Consider the following 16,654-nt stretch of genomic DNA (forward strand, 5'->3'; position numbering starts at 1 on the left):
CAGACTTTTTGATCCGGTCCTGTACATGCTGGCATACATAGCGGTTTTCCCCTCTCCCTGGCTGATGGCGAAGGTGTCCTTATGAGGCGCTCCTTGGCAGATGACAGCAGGGACGTAGGCCGCACCCTCTTCGGTGAGTACCACGACCGTTATTTTTGGCTGCTACACAGCTTTGGCTGGTTGAGTTACGGCGCCCTGTTCTGGATCTCCAACTATCTGGCAGGGGGCTCGAGCCGTTATTGGGTCCATATCGCCTTTCTCAGCGGCACCGGCTGGCTGCTGTCCATTCCCCTGCGCTATTTTTACCGGCGCATCTGGAACAACAAGGCCGGCACCATAGTGCTGCTTACCACCCTGGCCTGCCTGCTGGTGGGCATGGTCTGGCAGCTGGCCCGCAACTTCTTCTACTTTGCCGTGCTCTATCCCAACAAGGCGCCGGACGCCTGGTCGGGCTACTACGGCTATGTGGTGGCGGCGGTGCCCATACTGGCGGCCTGGAGCGGCCTGTATTTCGGTATCAAGTACTACCGGATGCTGCAGCTGATGAACGAAAAGGCCTTAAAGGCCGCCAATGCCGCCCAGCAGGCCCAGTTGCGGGCGCTGCGTTACCAGCTCAACCCCCATTTTCTGTTCAACACCCTGAACGCCATTTCCACCCTGGTGATGGTCAAGGAAAACGACACCGCCAACCGCATGGTCACCGGTCTTGCCGACTTCCTGCGCTATTCCCTGGAAAACGATCCGATCCGCCGGGTGCCGTTGGAGCAGGAAGTGCGGGCCATGGAGCGATACCTGGCCATAGAGCAGGTGCGTTTTTCCGACCGCCTCAAGGTCCACTGGCAGGTGGATGAAGAGGCTAAAGCGGCATTGGTGCCGTCCCTTATCCTGCAGCCGCTCATTGAAAACGCCATCAAGTACGGGGTGGCGGGGCAAGAGCAGGGCGGGAATATCTGGATCTCAGGCAAACGATTTGGTAGTGATCTGCTGCTGGCGATCGGCGATGATGGTCCAGGCCTGGGCCAGGGCAAGAGCACCAGCACAGGCGTTGGCCTTGCCAATACCCGCGAGCGCCTGCAAACCCTATACGGTGAAGACTTTGCCTTTACCCTGTCGTCCCGGGAGCCGTCGGGACTGACCGTCAATTTACGCATACCCTACCAGACAGAAGAATGACCATAAGAACCCTGATAGTTGACGACGAGCCGCTGGCCCGCCAAGGGCTGAAAGTCCGGCTGGCCGCCCACCCGGACCTGGAACTGGTGGGGGAAGCGGGCTCTGCCAAAGAGGCCCTGCAAGCCATGGCCGCTCTCAAGCCGGACCTGGTATTTCTGGATATCCAGATGCCAGGCATGACCGGTATCGAGCTTATTGAATCCTTGGTGGACAAGGATTTGGAGTTGCCCCTGGTGGTCTTTGTCACCGCCTATGACGACTATGCGGTCAAGGCCTTCGAGCTGCATGCCCTGGACTACCTCCTAAAGCCCATAGACGAAGAGCGCCTAGGCGCCTGCCTTGAGCGCATCGGCAGCCAGCTGGAACAGCGCGACCAGGCCCGCCGTGAGGCCCGCATGCTCAAAGCCCTGGCGGAACTGGCCGGGGTCAGCATGGACGAGGTGCAGCAGCGCCTGAGCCGGGGTGAGGCCGTCACCGGCGACTACGCCAGTCAGTTGGCCATCCGCGACGGCTCCGAAGTGAGCCTGGTCGCGGTGGCGGATATCGACTGGGTGGACGCCGCCGGCGACTACATGTGCATCCATGCCAAGGGCATTACCCACATCATGCGTAAAACCATGAAGGAGCTGGAAGCCATGCTGGACCCGCGCCGTTTCGTGCGGATCCACCGCAGCGCCATCGTCAACCGCGAGCGTATCGGCCAGCTGATCAACCTGGCCAGTGCCGACTATCTGGTGCGCCTCAAAAGCGGTGATGAGCTGCGGGTAGGGCGCTCCTACCGGGAAAAGGTCAAGCAGCTGCTGCTCTGACCCCGGTTTTCCTTTCCGCTTCTTTCGGAGCCGTTGATGCATCCCTTGTCCGGGCGCGCCGGTTATGGCGCGCTGTTGTCCATGGTCACTGTGCTGCTGTGGGGCCTGCTGCCCATTGCCTTGAAAGAGGTGTTGGTGCACATGGACCCCTATACCATCACCTTCTACCGTTTTGCCGTTTCCGGCGCCCTGCTGGCGGTTTGGCTGCTGGTCAAAGGGCAAATGCCCAAGGTGCGGCAGTTGCGGGGCCAGGGGCCCTGGCTGCTGGCCATTTGCATCGTCGGCCTGCTGGCCAATTACGGCTTTTACCTGCTGGCCCTTCGCCACCTGGACCCGCGCACCGCCCAAACCGTTATCCAGCTGGCGCCTTTGCTGCTGTTGTTGGGGGGCGTCTGGCTCTACAAGGAGCCCTTCGGCGGGGCCCAGCGGTTGGGGGTGTTGATGTTGGTGCTGGGACTGGGGCTCTTTTTCAACGAGCGTTTGGTTGAAATCGTCACCGACTTTGCCGGCCTTGGCCTGGGGGTGCTGCTGATGGTGGTGGCGGCGGTAACCTGGGCGGCCTACGCCTTGGCCCAGAAGACGCTGCTGCGCCAGCTGAGTTCGGTGCAGATCATGATGCTGATCAACCTGGCCGGGGCCCTGGTATTCCTGCCCATGTCGGCGCCGTCTCTGGTGGTGGAATTGTCGCCCTGGGAAGGGGGCTGGCTGCTGTTTTGCTGCTTTAACACCCTGATAGCCTACGGTGCCTTTGCCGAAGCCCTCAACCACTGGGAAGCCTCCAAGGTGTCGGCGCTGCTGGCCATTACCCCCTTGATGACCTTCCTGTTCGTGGCGGCCCTGGCCCCGCTGCTGCCCTTTGGTTTCGACACCCGGCATTTGCCGCTGCTGTCTTACCTGGGAGCCGGGCTGGTGGTGCTGGGATCCGTGGTCAACGCCATGGGACATCGCCTATTTTCACGAAAAAAGGCGACCACTTAGCGTCATTGCTTTACATTTCCCTCCTATTTGTTAATTTAATGTTCAACCTGCTGTTAATGCAGGAAAAGCGGGGCATAAGACCACCGCTGCAAATACGAGGGAGTCTTTGAGATGGACAAGGGGATCTGCGCCAGGGTGTGCGCCCTACTGCTTGCGCTATTGTCTTTTTGCACCCATGCCCTGGATGACGGCATATTGCCCCCGCTGATGCGGGTGGGCGAAGTGAGCCAATCGCAATACGCGGTGGCCTGGTGGCAATGGCAAAAATCGGTACCGGGGCCGGCAAGCCCCTTTAGTGACATGACAGGGCTGCGTTGTGACTACAGCCAGTCTGGCCCGGTGTGGTTTCTGGCCAGCGCCCCCAACGACCACAAGGTGGAGCGCTACTGCAACGTACCGGCAGGCAAGTACCTGTTTGTCCCTGTGATGTCGCAGTTGGCTGCACCCAACTACGAAAACGAGTTCGAGTGCCCGGCGGTGCAACAGGCGGTGGCCATCAAATGGCCCCAGGTAAAAACCTTGTCATTGGAGCTCGACGGCCATGATCTTGGTAGCCTGGCCGCCTTCAGGCAAAAAGCCAGAAGCTGCTTTGACTTGCTGGGCTCCGTATCCCGGGACCGGCTACCGCCGAAGATCTATCCGTCGGCCACCGAAGGCTATTGGGTGATGCTAAGGCCCTTATCCCCCGGCGAACACAGCCTGAAGATCCGCTCGCGCTACCTTGCCGACAGTGGCCAGGAGCTGGTGCAGGACATCGACTACACCATCAACATCTATTAAGCGGCTGGCGGGCCTCAGTGCCCGTCGCCGTGGATCACCTTGACCCGTCCCACCTGGCCGTCTTCCAGCCTGACCTTGATGCCATGGGGATGGTTGGCCGAGTTGGTGAGGATGCGCTGCACCACCCCCTGGGTAAGGGCGCCGCTGCCTTGATCTTTTTTCAGCACCACAGACACCGTGGCGCCCACCTTGATATTGGCCCTGTTGTTACCCTGCATGGGCATTCTCCTTAAAAGTCTGAGGCTGGCACCTTAACAGGGCGGGCTCTACTGTCCTAGGCCGTGTCTGGGCCAGGCAATAAAAAAGGCGCCCTAGGGCGCCTTTTTTGCGTTGCGGTCTCAGTCCACCTGCAAAATTTTGCAAGTATTGGTGCCGCCGATGGTTTCCATACGGTCGCCGTAGGTCATCAGCACCAGGTCGCCGCTTTGCAGCAGGCCCTTGGCCTTGAGCAGGGTCAGGGCTTCGCGTTTGAGGGCATCATCCCGGTAGTGGCTGGAATCAAAAGCCACCGGGAAGACGCCCCGGTACAGGGCGAGGCGGTTAAGGGTGCTGGCGTGGCGCGACAGGGCGAAGATCGGCAGGGCAGAGCTTATCCGCGACATCAGCAGCGGCGTGCCACCGCTCTCGGTCAGGGCGATGATGGCCTTGACCCCGGCCAGGTGGTTGGCCGCATACATGGTGGACAGGCTGATGGTCTCTTCCACCGAGTTGAAGCTGTGGTTCATGCGGTGGGTGTCGATGATGGCCGCCGGGTTCTTTTCGGCGCCGACACAGACTCGGGACATGGCTTCCACCGTCTCCACCGGGTATTTACCGGCAGCGGTTTCGGCAGACAGCATCACCGCGTCGGTGCCGTCCAATACGGCGTTGGCCACGTCCATGACTTCGGCCCGCGTGGGCATGGGGCTTTCAATCATGGTTTCCATCATCTGGGTGGCGGTGATCACCACCCGGTTTAGCTCCCGGGCACGGCGGATGATACGCTTTTGCTGTCCTACCAGCTCGGCGTCACCGATCTCCACACCCAGGTCGCCCCGAGCCACCATCACGGCGTCGGACGCCAGGATGATGTCGTCCAGGGCTTCGTTGTCGGACACGGCTTCGGCCCTTTCAATCTTGGCGCAGATAAAGGGCTTGGCGCCGGCTTCTTCCGCCAGTTGGCGGGCGTAGCGAAGATCGTCGCCGGAGCGAGGGAAGGACACGGCCAGGTAGTCGATACCGATAGCGGCCGCCGTCTTGATGTCGGCCTTGTCCTTGTCGGTCAGGGCCGGGGCGGTCAGGCCGCCGCCTTGGCGGTTGATACCCTTGTTGTTGGACAGGGGGCCGCCAATTAGCACCTGGGTGTTGACTTTGGCGCCTTCAACCCCCAGCACCTTCAATTGTACCCGGCCGTCATCCAGCAGCAGCACGTCACCGGTGTTGACGTCGTCAGGCAGGGCTTTGTAGTCCAGGCCTACGGCGCCCTGGTGGCCGGCACCGGCGGGCAGCTCGGCGTCCAGCACGAAATGGTCGCCAACGGTCAGCTGAATGGGGCCGTCCTTAAAGGTGGAGACGCGGATCTTGGGGCCTTGCAGGTCGCCAAGAATGGCCACATGGCGGCCCAGCTTGGCGGCGATGTCCCGCACGGCCTTGGCGCGACCCATATGGTCTTCGGCTTTGCCGTGGGAGAAGTTAAGACGTACGACGTTGGCGCCGGCCCGGATGATGTTTTCCAGGTTGTTTCCCTTGTCCGTGGCGGGGCCGAGGGTGGTGACAATTTTCGTTCTTCTAAGCATGACCGGATACCCTAAAAGGCGGTGAGGCCACTATAGCATAGTCACCGCCCTTTTCTTGTAATTTTACTACAAATCCGATCAGCGCTTTTCGTCGTCTTTTTCCAACCTAGAATCGCGCAGCACGTCCTTGACCCGGCGCAGGTTCTCCCGAAAACGGGGGCCCCGGCGCAGTACGAAGCCGGTGGCCAGGATGTCGATGACGGTCAAGGACGCCAGCCTGGAGGCCATGGGCATATAAACGTCGGTGTCTTCCGGCACTTCCATGCCGATGGCGAAGGTGGCTTCCTTGGCCAGGGGTGAGTCCTTGGAGGTGATGGCAATCACCGTGGCGTCGTTCTCCCGGGCGATGCGGGCCAGCTCCACCAGGCTCTTGGTGCGGCCGGTGTGGGACAGCAGCACTACCACGTCGTCGGTGGCGGAGTTCATGCAGCTCATGCGCTGCACCAGCACGTCGTCGGAATAAACCACCGGCACGTTGAAACGCAGGAACTTATTGAGGGCGTCGTGGGCCACGGCGGCGCTGGCGCCCAGGCCAAAGAAAGAAATTTTCTTGGCTTGGGTCAGCAGGTCTACGGCGCGGTTGATAACGGCGGTGTCCAGGCTGCGCCGGGCGGTGTCCAGGCAGGCCATGGCGGATTCGAAGATCTTGGCGGTGTAGGCGTCGGGGCCGTCGTCTTCTTCTACATGGCGGTTCACATAAGGGGTGCCGTTGGCCAGGCTCTGGGCCAGGTGCAGCTTGAAATCCGGGAAGCCCTTGGTGTCCAGGCGGCGGCAGAAACGGTTGACGGTGGGCTCGGAAACGTCGGCGGCCTTGGCCAGGGACGCGATGGACGAATGAATGGCGGACTGGGGGTTGGCGAGGATCACCTCGGCGACCTTACGCTCTGATTTTGAAAGACTTCCCAGACTCTTGGCAATTTTGTCCAAGGTGTTCATGGCAACATTTTCCTTATTCTGTTGGCTGGCCGCCGGGATAGATCGCACTGATCCCACTGGATTTTTGTCATTATTATGAAAAAAAACCTCTTATGAAAGTTCGACAACCGAAAATCTCCGGTGGGATTGTGGACAAGGGGGGGCTTTTGGTGCCTATAATGTAGTTAAATTACAACCTAATTGATCAGGGGAAGGATGCACGCATGAAAGCCATAGGCCCGTGCGATCTGGTGTTGTTCGGTGTAAAAGGGGACTTGGCCAGGCGTAAGCTGTTGCCGGCACTTTATCAGTTGGACAAGGCCGGATTACTGGACAAAGACAGCCGTATCATCGGCGTGGCCCGGGGAGATGCCGAGCCAATAGAAGACACCCTGGATACCTTCCTCAAAGAACCTGTCGACAAGGCAGTGCTGGCCCGTTTCAAGGCCCGCTTGGCCCATGTGTCCTTAGACTTTTCCGACATGAACGCCTACGCCGCCATTGGCGAGGTGGTCAACCACGACACCCCGGAAGTTTATTACTTCGCCACGCCTCCTTCCCTTTACGGCGATATCTGCCAGGGCCTGTCCGGGGCCAGCCTTATCCGTGACAACAGCCGCGTCATCATGGAAAAGCCCATAGGCCAGGACTTGGCCTCCAGCCGGGTCATCAACGACAAGGTGGACGCCCACTTTAATGAGCGTCAAATTTACCGTATCGACCATTACCTGGGTAAGGAAACGGTGCAGAACCTGCTGGCGCTGCGCTTTGCCAACGCTCTTTTCGCCGGTAACTGGGACTACAGCTGCATCGACCATGTGCAGATCACCGTGGCCGAGGAAGTGGGTATCGAAGGGCGCTGGAGCTACTTCGACAAGGCCGGGCAGATGCGCGACATGGTGCAAAACCACCTGCTGCAGGTGCTGACCCTGATCGCCATGGAACCGCCGGTCAGCCTGGACGCCGACGCCATCCGCGACGAAAAGCTCAAGGTGCTGCGCGCCCTTCGCCCCATCACCAGCGCCAACGTCAACGACGTGACGGTGCGCGGCCAGTACAGCTCCGGTTTCCTGCGGGGCAAGGCGGTGCCGGGCTACGCTGAAGAAGAAGGGGCCATCACCAATTCCCACACCGAGACCTTCGTGGCCCTGCGGGTGGACATCGACAACTGGCGTTGGTCCGGCGTGCCCTTTTACCTGCGTACCGGTAAGCGCATGCCCGCCAAGTGCACCGAAGTGGTGGTGAGCTTCAAGGCGCTGCCCCACAACATCTTTGCCAAGTCGCAAAAGCAGCTGGCCGCCAACAAGCTCATCATCCGCCTGCAGCCCCAGGAAGGGGTGGAGCTGTTGATGCTCAACAAGGTGCCGGGCCTGGAGTCCAACATGCGCCTGCAAAGCACCAAGCTGGACCTGTCCTTCTTCGAAACCTTCAAGGAAGAGCGTATTGCCGACGCCTACGAGCGGCTGCTGCTGGAAGCCATGGTGGGCAACCAGGCGCTCTTTGTGCGCCGTGACGAAATAGAAGCGGCCTGGACCTGGGTGGACTCCATCATGGAAGCCTGGGACCAAAGCGGCGACGGCCCCAAGAGTTACCAGGCCGGCAGTTGGGGGCCTGTGGCCTCCATCGCCCTTATTACCCGCGACGGCCGCAGCTGGGAGGAATAAATGAAACTGACAGTGGAAAAGCGCTTTAACGACCGCGCCCTGCTGGCAGAGCAGTTGGCCGCCAAAGTGGCCGGCCAGCTGCAAGAAGCCATAGACGCCAGGGGCAAAGCCTCCCTGGTGGTATCCGGCGGCCGCACGCCCCTGGCCTTTTTCCAGGCCCTGTCCCGCCAGCCCATCACCTGGTCCAAGGTGCTGGTGACCCTGGCCGACGAGCGCTGGGTAGACCTGGACGACAGCGCCTCCAACGCCGCCCTGGTGCGCCAGCATTTGATTACCGGGCGGGCGGCCAGCGCCCGCTTTGTGGGCCTTAAAACCCCCCACGCCACGGTGGAAGCAGGCCTGGCCCTGGCCAGCGACTGGCTGGGTGCGCTGCCCCAGCCCCTGGACGTGGTGATCCTCGGCATGGGTAACGACGGCCACACCGCCTCCCTGTTCCCTGATTGCCCCCATCTGCAAGAAGGCTTGCAGACCCAGGCCAGGCTCATTGCCGCCCACCCGGCCAGCCAACCCCTGGCCCGTATTTCCATGAGCCTGTCGGCGCTGCTTAACAGCCGCCAGATCTATCTGCACCTGGAAGGCCAGGACAAGGCCGACACCCTGGCCAAGGCCCTGGCCGGCGGCGACGTGGCGGCCATGCCCATTCGCGCCATTCTGGGGCAAAAGCAAACCCCGGTAGACGTCTATTTGTACCAGGAGGAAGCATGAATAAGGTTGTGGCCGAGGTAACGGCCCGCATCGAAGGGCGCAGCGCCCAGCACCGCGCCCGCTACCTGGAGCAGGTTGCCAGCCAAAAAGCCGGTGGCGTGCACCGTGCCAGCCTGTCCTGTGGCAACCTGGCCCACGGTTTTGCCGCCTGTGGCCTGTCCGACAAGGACAGCCTCAAGTCTTTCACCAAGGCCAACGTCGGCATCATCTCCGCCTACAACGACATGCTGTCGGCCCACCAGCCCTACGAGGCCTACCCGGCGCTGATTAAAAAGGCGCTGCACGAGGTAGGGTCGGTCGGCCAGTTTGCCGGCGGCGTGCCGGCCATGTGTGACGGCGTTACCCAGGGCCAGCCGGGTATGGAACTGTCCTTGCTGTCGCGGGACGTTATCGCCATGAGTTCGGCGGTGGGCCTGTCCCACAACATGTTTGACGGCGCCCTGATGCTGGGGATCTGCGACAAGATAGTGCCCGGCCTGCTGATGTCGGCGGCCAGCTTTGGCCACCTGCCGTTCGTGTTCGTGCCCGCCGGCCCCATGCCGTCCGGCATGCCCAACAAGGAAAAGGCCCGCATCCGCGAAGCCTATGCCCAGGGCCAGGTCGACCGCACCGAGCTGCTGCGCGCCGAGAGCGAGTCCTACCATAGCGCCGGTACCTGTACCTTTTACGGCACCGCCAACTCCAACCAGCTGATGGTGGAAGTGATGGGCATGCAGCTGCCGGGGTCATCCTTTGTGAACCCCAATACCCAGCTGCGTGACGCCCTCACCGAGGCGTCCGCCAAGCAGGTGACCCGCCTGACCGAGCTGTCCGGCAACTACACCCCCTTTAGCGAGATCCTCACCGCCAAGACCCTGGTCAACGCCATGGTGGCGCTGCTGGCTACCGGCGGCTCCACCAACCACACCATGCACCTGGTGGCCATCGGCCGCGCTGCCGGTATCGACATCAACTGGGACGACTTCGACCAGCTGTCCAAGGTGGTACCGTCGATGACCCGCATCTACCCCAATGGCCAGGCCGATATCAACCACTTCCAGGCGGCCGGTGGCATGGGCTATCTCATCAAGAGCCTGCGCAAGCTGGGTCTGCTCAACGAAGACGTCAAGACCATAGTAGGGGAGGGCTTGGACGCCTACGAACTGGAGCCCTGGCTCAACGAAGGCAAGCTCGAGTGGCGCCCCAGCCCCGACAAAAGCCTGGATACCAGCGTGCTGGCCGACCCCGAGGCGCCCTTTAGCCCCGAAGGTGGCCTTAAGGTGCTGCACGGCAACCTCGGCCGTGGCGTTATCAAGGTCTCGGCGGTACCGGCGGCCAACACCGTTATCGAAGCCCCGGCGGTGGTCTTTTCTGACCAAAACCAGCTGGACGCCGCCTTCAAGGCCGGCGACTTAAACCGCGACTGCATCGTGGTGGTGCGCTTCCAAGGGCCCAAGGCCAACGGCATGCCGGAGCTGCATAAGCTGACGCCGCCCCTCGGCGTATTGCAGGAAAAAGGCTACAAGGTGGCCCTGGTCACCGACGGCCGTATGTCCGGCGCGTCCGGCAAGGTGCCCGCCGCTATTCACCTGACCCCCGAAGCCCTGGACAACCCGGTGCTGACCAAGGTGCAGGACGGCGACCTTATCCGCCTGGACAGCCATACCGGCGAGCTGACCCTGCTGGTAGACGAGGCGGAGCTGGCCAAGCGCCAGTGCGCCAAGGCCGATCTGCTGCCCAACAGCATCGGCATGGGCCGTGGCCTTTTCATGAACCTACGACCCCAACTGTGCGGCGCCGAGCAAGGAGCCACCCTGTTCCGCTTTCCCCATGAGGACAACCAATGACCTGGAACCTAGCACCCCAAGACGTGCTGACCGCCAGCCCGGTAATGCCGGTACTGGTGATAGAAGAGCTTGAGCACGCTGTGCCTCTGGCCCGGGCCCTGATGGCCGGTGGCGTTAAGGTGCTGGAAGTGACTTTGCGTACCCAGTGCGCCCTGGACGCCATTCGCCTGATCGCCAAGGAACTGCCAGACGCCCTGGTGGGCGCCGGTACCGTGCTCAACAGCGAAGACTACCAGGCCGCCGTGGCTGCCGGTGCCAAGTTTGTGATAAGCCCCGGCATGACCCCGTCGCTGGTGCAGGCTGCCCTGGCTGGCCCCGCGCCCCTTATCCCCGGTGTCAGCACCCTGTCCGAAGTGATGACCGGCATGGACATGGGCCTGAGCTACTTCAAGTTCTTCCCGGCGGAAGCCAGTGGCGGCGCCCCGGCCCTCAAGGCCATGGGTGGCCCCATTCCCCAGGTGAAATTCTGCCCCACCGGTGGCATCAGCGAGCAAAATGCCGCCAGCTACCTCAAGCTGCCCAACGTGCTGTGCGTCGGCGGCAGCTGGCTGGCCCCCAAGGGCCTGATTGAGGCCGGTGACTGGGACGGCATTACCGCCCTGGCCCGCGAGGCCTACAGCCTGAAATAAAAAAGCGCCGAAAGGCGCTTTTTTATTTCTACCGTTATTAAACGCGTAACTTTGCAGCTAGCTGCGGGCTACCGGTAATTTAAAATTCCCGATTAACTATCCAGGCCGGAATGTAGTCGGTTTCAAAGTTCATTCTATAACCCTTGGCATCCTGGGCGATAACGGCCAGAGCGGTCAGGGGTAAAGATACCCAGCCAAGGGCTTCTAGTTCATCCTTGGACCAATAGGCTTTGTGCATTGCAACCGCTTCGCGCAGTTCCTGATTAAACTCGGCTTCGGCATTGGCAGTAAAAATGCAGCGTACTAATGGCAGTAATGGCGACAAGATATGGTGAGCGTAAGGTAGGCGCATATCATCGATATCGTCGCAGAGCAAGGCATCTTTCAACAGCGCTGCCATATCCGAGTCTGGAGTGAAGATGCCTTTAAGTACCTTAATCAGGGCTAAATCGAAGCTGTCTGGCTTTAGGTTGGCGCTGATAAAGGTCGCCTCGCTCACTTGGTTCAAAACGCTAATAGCGTCAAAATCCCGCAACATGACTGCTGCGCAATACACCTTAATCCAGCTGTCGGTATCGACATAATCGGTCTTGGGCTGGCCGGTCAGCTCAAAAGTGTCGCCATCAATGGTTGCCTGAAATGTTTTGCCCTGGTTCACCATATAGGCAAAATTGGTGACGCCAAACTCTTTTAAAAGAGAGAGATGCCGAAGAGAGTCGTTATGCGGCCGTCCAAGAATAATGGCGTTACCAAAGCCATCCACTGCTTCGTTAATGGAACCACCCAGAATCAATCCACCATTCTTTTTTTTAATGGTGTTGATCATGAGTGGGATATCTTCCTCGTAATCAACAAGAGTTTCCTCAGTGTACTCTGGATGCTTCTCTTTATAATGGCGTTCAATCATTTCGTACTTCCTTTCTTAAGGATGGTTCGTTGCTGAATTTAATCAGCTTTGCAGAGGGCTTAAGGGAACCATCCGACTCTAGCCTTTGACTGATTAGGATGGAGTGTATTTTATCATCAACGCGTTTAGCTCTTTTTAATACTTTCATACCATCACTAAGCCCTTTCATCTCATTGGGGGTCTTTCCTGCATTCAAGGCTTTTTTATAGATCTTATGCATATTCGCAATAACACTATCACAGTATTCGGGCGATCCTTGTTGAGCTTGCCTACGACACAGAGCTTTCCTGCTGCCTAGTGTTGATGCCCCCCCTTTGGCCTCGACGACGAGCACTTCACCGGTATTCTTGTTGCTATAGACCAGATCAAATTGCCCCTGCTCTCCCTTGCCGGGCAGTTTGAAGTCAACCAGCTCTTCAAAGTCAGGATACTCTTTAGCCATAACCAGGCGGGCTGACGTGACACCGATGGCGGCACTGAAATTGACCATACGTTGGTTGGCTGCCTTTTCAGCTTCCTCATCACCTTTCGCGATAGCTCTCAGTTTGGCTAATTGGGCTCGCTTACGCTGGGCCTCCAGTATCTTCAGCTCTTTGGTGTGGGTAAAGGTTATTTCGCTGGTGCTGATTGGCTTCGCCTCGATTTGCGGCGTGTTCGTGGTGTTGATATTGCGAAGGTGCCCTGTTTCAGGATGCTGGCGCATACCTTCATCGTAATATTCTGGCAATTTATCGGCGATGGTGGTGTTAGGGTAGCGCGCGGTATAGTCGCTGATAAATTGTTCTTTGCTGACATTCTTCCAGTCGCTAGGCTCCTCTGCCTCTGCCTCTGCCTCTGCCTCTGCCTCTGCCTCTGCCTCGCTTTCGGCAGTGCGGGCGGCGACTTGTTGTTCCTGGGCGGTACTGGCCTGTTGGGTCTGCTGTCTCGGGGTGTCGTTGGCGGCGGCGGTAGTTGAATTGCTGGCCGCTGCGGTGCTTGGGGCATGGGTCTTTAAGGCGGTCTCCAGGCCGCTGGCAACCTGGAATACGCACAGTTCGCCCCTTTCCAAGGCCTGTACGAGTTGGTGTTCTGCCGAGTTGCCGCCGCAGTTGCGTAGCGGCGATGCAGAGTGGGTGAGGTTATCCCAGAAGTTCAACAGCGCATGGCGCCCGGAGAGGGTTAACCTGTCCAGCAACTGGGCAAAATCGCCCTGGGCTGAACTATTCCCTTCTGTATAGAGCAACAGATCAGGGTGGTTGCGGGGCACGAACACATAGACGCCATTCAAGGCATCCGTTACTTCCAAGGTATCAAAACTCAAGTGCATCCTTGCACTCCTGCGAGATTAAATCGGCAAGAAGCTATCGTCCTTTGCTCATGGGTGACAGGGCGCTTCAGTCTTTATTGATATTAGTGGTGCCAGTCACTGTTTTAGGGTTATCACTCATATCTTAGGGCGTCGATGGGGTGCAGGTTGGCGGCCTTGATGGCCGGCAATATCCCAAACAGCACGCCGACAAAGGCGGAAAAGCTAAGGGACAGGGCTATGGCCCACCAAGGCACGGTAGCCGCCGGCATGCCGGGGATCATGGCGGTTACAGCCAGGGCCAGACCATAACCCAATGCCAGGCCTATCATGCCTCCCAAGAGGCACAGCAGCACCGCCTCGGCCAGGAACTGCCAGAGGATATGGGCGCGGGTGGCGCCAAGGGCTTTTAAGATACCAATTTCGCGGGTGCGCTCGGTGACCGACACCAGCATGATGTTCATAATGCCGATGCCGCCCACCAGCAACGACACTCCCACCACGCCCGCTGCCACCAGGGTGGTGGTGTTGGTGATGGCGCCGATGCGCTCCTGCATCTGTTTGGCCGTTTGCAGTTCGAAGTCGTCGGGGGCGTCCTTGGCCAGGCCATGGTTACGCCGTAAAACCCTTTTCAGCTGCTCCACCACCTTGTCCTGCTGACCAAGATCGGTGATCGCCATGGAGATGTTGAGGTTGGGGGTGGACACAAAGCCTTGCAGGGCCCGGGCGGTAGAGTAGGGGATCAGGATCTGGTCGTCCTGGTCGAAGCCAAAAAACTTACCCCGTTCTTCCAAAACCCCTATCACCTTGAACCACTCCTGGCCCAGCTGCAGGTATTGACCTATGGGATCGCCCACGATTTTGAGGTTGCTGACCACGGTTTTGCCCAGCACCGTTACCCGGCGACGGGATTGCTCGTCGCTTTTGGAGAAAAAGCGGCCCTTGTCGGTATAGGCCCCGTACAGATCGGCGTAGGCGTAGCCGACTCCGGCGGCAATGGCGCTGGCCTTGCGCCCTTGGTAACTCAAGGTGCTGAGGGTACCCACCAAAGGGGTGGAAACCGTGACATTGGCAACCCCGGAGACGCTGCCTCTGATGCTGTCCACGTCTTCTTCGCGCAGCCGGGCAAAGTTGCCGGTGATCTGATCTTTAAGGGGGGTATAGGGGCTGATGGACAGCACATTGGTACCCATTCCGGCCAGTTGCTTGTCGATGCTGGCCGTCAGCCCTTGGACCACAGCTACCACGGCGATAACCGAGGCGATACCGATAACGATACCCAAGGTCGTGAGCACAGAGCGCATGCCGTGGGCACGGATGGCGCCGACCGCAGCCCGCAGGCTTTCTGCCAGTATGGCGTTGTTAGACAAGGCGGCTCTCCTGCCCGGCAACTAGGCTGTCGCTGGTGATAACACCGTCCATGACCCTTACCACCCGCCGGCAATGGTTGGCGATGTCCTGCTCGTGGGTGACGACGACGATGGTTTGCCCTTCGCCGTGCAGCTCGTCGAACAGGGCCATGATGTCGCGGGTGGTTTGGGAGTCCAGGTTACCGGTAGGCTCGTCGGCCAGCAGGATAGAGGGCCGGGTCACCAGGGCCCGGGCTATGGCCACCCGCTGGCGCTGGCCGCCGGACAATTGGTTGGGCCTGTGGTTGGCCCGGTCAGCCAGGCCTACCTTGGCCAGGGCCTCCAGGGCCCGCTGGCGCCGCTCTTTGAGGCTAAAACCCTGGTAGACCAGCGGCTGGGCCACGTTATCCAGGGCGCTGGCCCGGGGCAGCAGGTTAAAGCTTTGGAAGATAAAGCCAATCTGGTGATTGCGTACCCGGGCCAGCTGGCTTTGGGGCAGGGTGGCCACATCTTCCCCGGCCAGCCAATAGTGGCCCTCGCTGGGGACGTCCAGGCAACCGAGGATATTGAGCAGGGTCGACTTGCCTGAGCCGGAGGGGCCGATAATGGCCAGATAGTCGTTGCGGCCTATGGTCAAGTCGATGCCCCTGAGGGCCCAGAACGGTTCGCCGGCCATCACGAAGGCTTTTTTGATGGCCTCAAGGCAAATGACATCAGTCATTGGCTACGACCCTGTCACCGTCTTTAAGGTTGCGCAGCACCCTGGCCGGGCCCCTGACCAGTTCGGCGCCGGCGTCCAGGCCGCTGGCGATGGCCTGCTGGGTGTCGTCGGACATACCCAGGGTCACGTCTTGACGCTGGGCCTGGCCGTTGTCGACCCGCATCACGAAGGGCTTGTCGTCCTCGTCGTAACGCACCGCTTCGATGGGCACCAGCAGTACGTCGGAAGCGGTTTCGGTGTAGATCTCGGCCCTACAGCTCATGCCGGGCCTGATGGCCTTGTCTTTCAGGTCCGACAGCAGAATCTTGACGGTAAAGCTCATGCCCTGGCGCCCCGGTGCCTGGCGGGCCGTGGTGGCAATGGACTGCACCTGGCCGCTCAAGGGCGTGTCGGGAAAGGCAACGGCGAAAATGTCGGCGTCTTGCCCTTCCTTAACTCCGGCAATATCGGCTTCGTCCACTTCTACCTCGGTGAGGATGGCGGAGGTGTCGGCCAGGGTCATCAGGCTGGAGCCGATGATGTTGGTGGTGCCGGGAATAACCGTTTCCCCTTCCTTGACGTCCACTGCCGTAACCACCCCGTCCATGGGCGCTACGAAGCGGGTCTTGGCCAGCAGTTCCTTGACCCTGTCCAGGTCTGCCTGGGCCTGGTTAAGGGCCTGCTCACGGGTCTGCAGGTCAATCTCTGCCAGGGTAAGATCCGACTTGGCGGTCTCGAAGGAGTCGGTGTCCAGCAGCCCCTTGGCGTGCAGGGCCACCTTACGGGCCACCTGGGCCTTGAGGGTCTGCAGGTAACTTCTCTGGCGCTCTATGGCAATGCGGCTTTGATTGACCAAGGCGGTTTGGGCGTCGACCTGGGCCTGGTAACTTTGGGGATCAAGGGCAATAAGCAGGTCCCCTTTATGGACCTGGTCCCCTTCTTCCACCAGTACCTTTTTCACTACCCCCGACACTTCCGAGCGCAGCTGCACCTGTTCGCGATAGGCCAGCTTGCCGGAGGCCAGCACCGAGCGTTTCAAATCGCCCTTTTCGGCAGCGACCTGGTCCACCGACACCCCGGCCGGGCCCCTGGCCACCTTGGCCCAGACCAGCAGGGCGCCAATGGCCAGGATGCCAAGGCCGATCAGTAGACGCTTCAT

Annotated in this window: 16 protein-coding genes; 8 read left to right on the forward strand and 8 right to left on the reverse strand. The window is 60.0% G+C overall.

Going from position 1 to position 16,654, the window contains the following annotated elements; genetic code table 11:
* Positions 1–81: 81 nt before the first annotated feature.
* From B3C1_RS03460 to B3C1_RS03475, 4 genes are all read left to right on the forward strand, one after another.
* The gene (locus tag B3C1_RS03460; RefSeq protein ID WP_008482942.1) at positions 82–1,173 is read left to right on the forward strand and encodes a sensor histidine kinase; all 1,092 of its coding nucleotides are present in this window, start codon (positions 82–84) and stop codon (positions 1,171–1,173) included.
* The gene (locus tag B3C1_RS03465; protein WP_008482943.1) at positions 1,170–1,982 is read left to right on the forward strand and encodes a LytR/AlgR family response regulator transcription factor; all 813 of its coding nucleotides are present in this window, start codon (positions 1,170–1,172) and stop codon (positions 1,980–1,982) included. The genes B3C1_RS03460 and B3C1_RS03465 overlap by 4 nt, the downstream gene beginning before the upstream one ends.
* Before the next feature lie 36 nt (positions 1,983–2,018).
* Positions 2,019–2,960, forward strand: coding sequence for a DMT family transporter (locus B3C1_RS03470; RefSeq protein ID WP_008482944.1), 942 nt, complete (start codon positions 2,019–2,021; stop codon positions 2,958–2,960).
* A 111-nt stretch (positions 2,961–3,071) separates the two neighbouring features.
* A complete protein-coding gene (locus B3C1_RS03475; protein WP_008482945.1) occupies positions 3,072–3,740 on the forward strand; it encodes a hypothetical protein in 669 nt (222 codons plus the stop codon).
* A gap of 14 nt (positions 3,741–3,754) precedes the next feature.
* On the opposite strand, the gene B3C1_RS03480 is transcribed toward B3C1_RS03475, so the two are convergent.
* The 3 genes from B3C1_RS03480 to B3C1_RS03490 all read right to left on the reverse strand — a co-directional run bounded on the left by B3C1_RS03480 (position 3,755) and on the right by B3C1_RS03490 (position 6,451).
* Positions 3,755–3,958 carry a YwbE family protein gene (locus B3C1_RS03480; RefSeq protein WP_008482946.1) on the reverse strand — a complete coding sequence of 68 codons (204 nt, stop codon included), beginning with the start codon at positions 3,956–3,958 and terminating at the stop codon, positions 3,755–3,757.
* 120 nt (positions 3,959–4,078) lie between these two features.
* Positions 4,079–5,515, reverse strand: coding sequence for a pyruvate kinase (pyk, locus tag B3C1_RS03485; RefSeq protein WP_008482948.1), 1,437 nt, complete (start codon positions 5,513–5,515; stop codon positions 4,079–4,081).
* 78 nt (positions 5,516–5,593) lie between these two features.
* Positions 5,594–6,451: a MurR/RpiR family transcriptional regulator gene (locus B3C1_RS03490; RefSeq protein WP_008482950.1), complete on the reverse strand. Its 858-nt coding sequence runs from the start codon at positions 6,449–6,451 to the stop codon at positions 5,594–5,596.
* Between the two features lie 203 nt (positions 6,452–6,654).
* Between B3C1_RS03490 and zwf the strand changes: the two genes are divergently transcribed.
* Genes zwf through B3C1_RS03510 form a run of 4 tightly spaced genes read left to right on the forward strand, consistent with a single transcriptional unit; the run spans position 6,655 to position 11,254 of the window.
* Positions 6,655–8,094 (forward strand): glucose-6-phosphate dehydrogenase, encoded by a 1,440-nt coding sequence (gene zwf, locus B3C1_RS03495; RefSeq protein ID WP_008482951.1) that lies wholly within the window; start codon positions 6,655–6,657, stop codon positions 8,092–8,094.
* Positions 8,095–8,799, forward strand: a complete 705-nt coding sequence (gene pgl / locus B3C1_RS03500) for a 6-phosphogluconolactonase (RefSeq protein WP_008482952.1) — start codon at positions 8,095–8,097, stop codon at positions 8,797–8,799.
* Entirely contained in the window at positions 8,796–10,625 is a 1,830-nt protein-coding gene (edd, locus tag B3C1_RS03505) for a phosphogluconate dehydratase (protein WP_008482953.1), read from the forward strand. Before pgl ends, edd begins: the two co-directional genes overlap by 4 nt.
* Positions 10,622–11,254, forward strand: a complete 633-nt coding sequence (locus B3C1_RS03510; RefSeq protein ID WP_008482954.1) for a bifunctional 4-hydroxy-2-oxoglutarate aldolase/2-dehydro-3-deoxy-phosphogluconate aldolase — start codon at positions 10,622–10,624, stop codon at positions 11,252–11,254. The genes edd and B3C1_RS03510 overlap by 4 nt, the downstream gene beginning before the upstream one ends.
* Before the next feature lie 79 nt (positions 11,255–11,333).
* Here B3C1_RS03510 and B3C1_RS03515 read toward each other — a convergent pair whose 3' ends face one another.
* The 5 genes from B3C1_RS03515 to B3C1_RS03535 form a co-directional block, all read right to left on the reverse strand.
* Positions 11,334–12,161, reverse strand: a complete 828-nt coding sequence (locus tag B3C1_RS03515; protein ID WP_008482956.1) for an immunity 49 family protein — start codon at positions 12,159–12,161, stop codon at positions 11,334–11,336.
* Positions 12,154–13,461, reverse strand: a complete 1,308-nt coding sequence (locus B3C1_RS03520; protein ID WP_156804440.1) for a hypothetical protein — start codon at positions 13,459–13,461, stop codon at positions 12,154–12,156. Before B3C1_RS03520 ends, B3C1_RS03515 begins: the two co-directional genes overlap by 8 nt.
* Positions 13,462–13,580: 119 nt before the next feature.
* The gene (locus B3C1_RS03525) at positions 13,581–14,816 is read right to left on the reverse strand and encodes an ABC transporter permease (protein WP_008482958.1); all 1,236 of its coding nucleotides are present in this window, start codon (positions 14,814–14,816) and stop codon (positions 13,581–13,583) included.
* The gene (locus B3C1_RS03530) at positions 14,809–15,516 is read right to left on the reverse strand and encodes an ABC transporter ATP-binding protein (RefSeq protein ID WP_008482959.1); all 708 of its coding nucleotides are present in this window, start codon (positions 15,514–15,516) and stop codon (positions 14,809–14,811) included. The genes B3C1_RS03525 and B3C1_RS03530 overlap by 8 nt, the downstream gene beginning before the upstream one ends.
* Positions 15,509–16,654: an efflux RND transporter periplasmic adaptor subunit gene (locus B3C1_RS03535; RefSeq protein ID WP_008482960.1), complete on the reverse strand. Its 1,146-nt coding sequence runs from the start codon at positions 16,652–16,654 to the stop codon at positions 15,509–15,511. The genes B3C1_RS03530 and B3C1_RS03535 overlap by 8 nt, the downstream gene beginning before the upstream one ends.

The sequence above is a fragment of the Gallaecimonas xiamenensis 3-C-1 genome, assembly GCF_000299915.1.
GTDB lineage: Bacteria > Pseudomonadota > Gammaproteobacteria > Enterobacterales > Gallaecimonadaceae > Gallaecimonas > Gallaecimonas xiamenensis.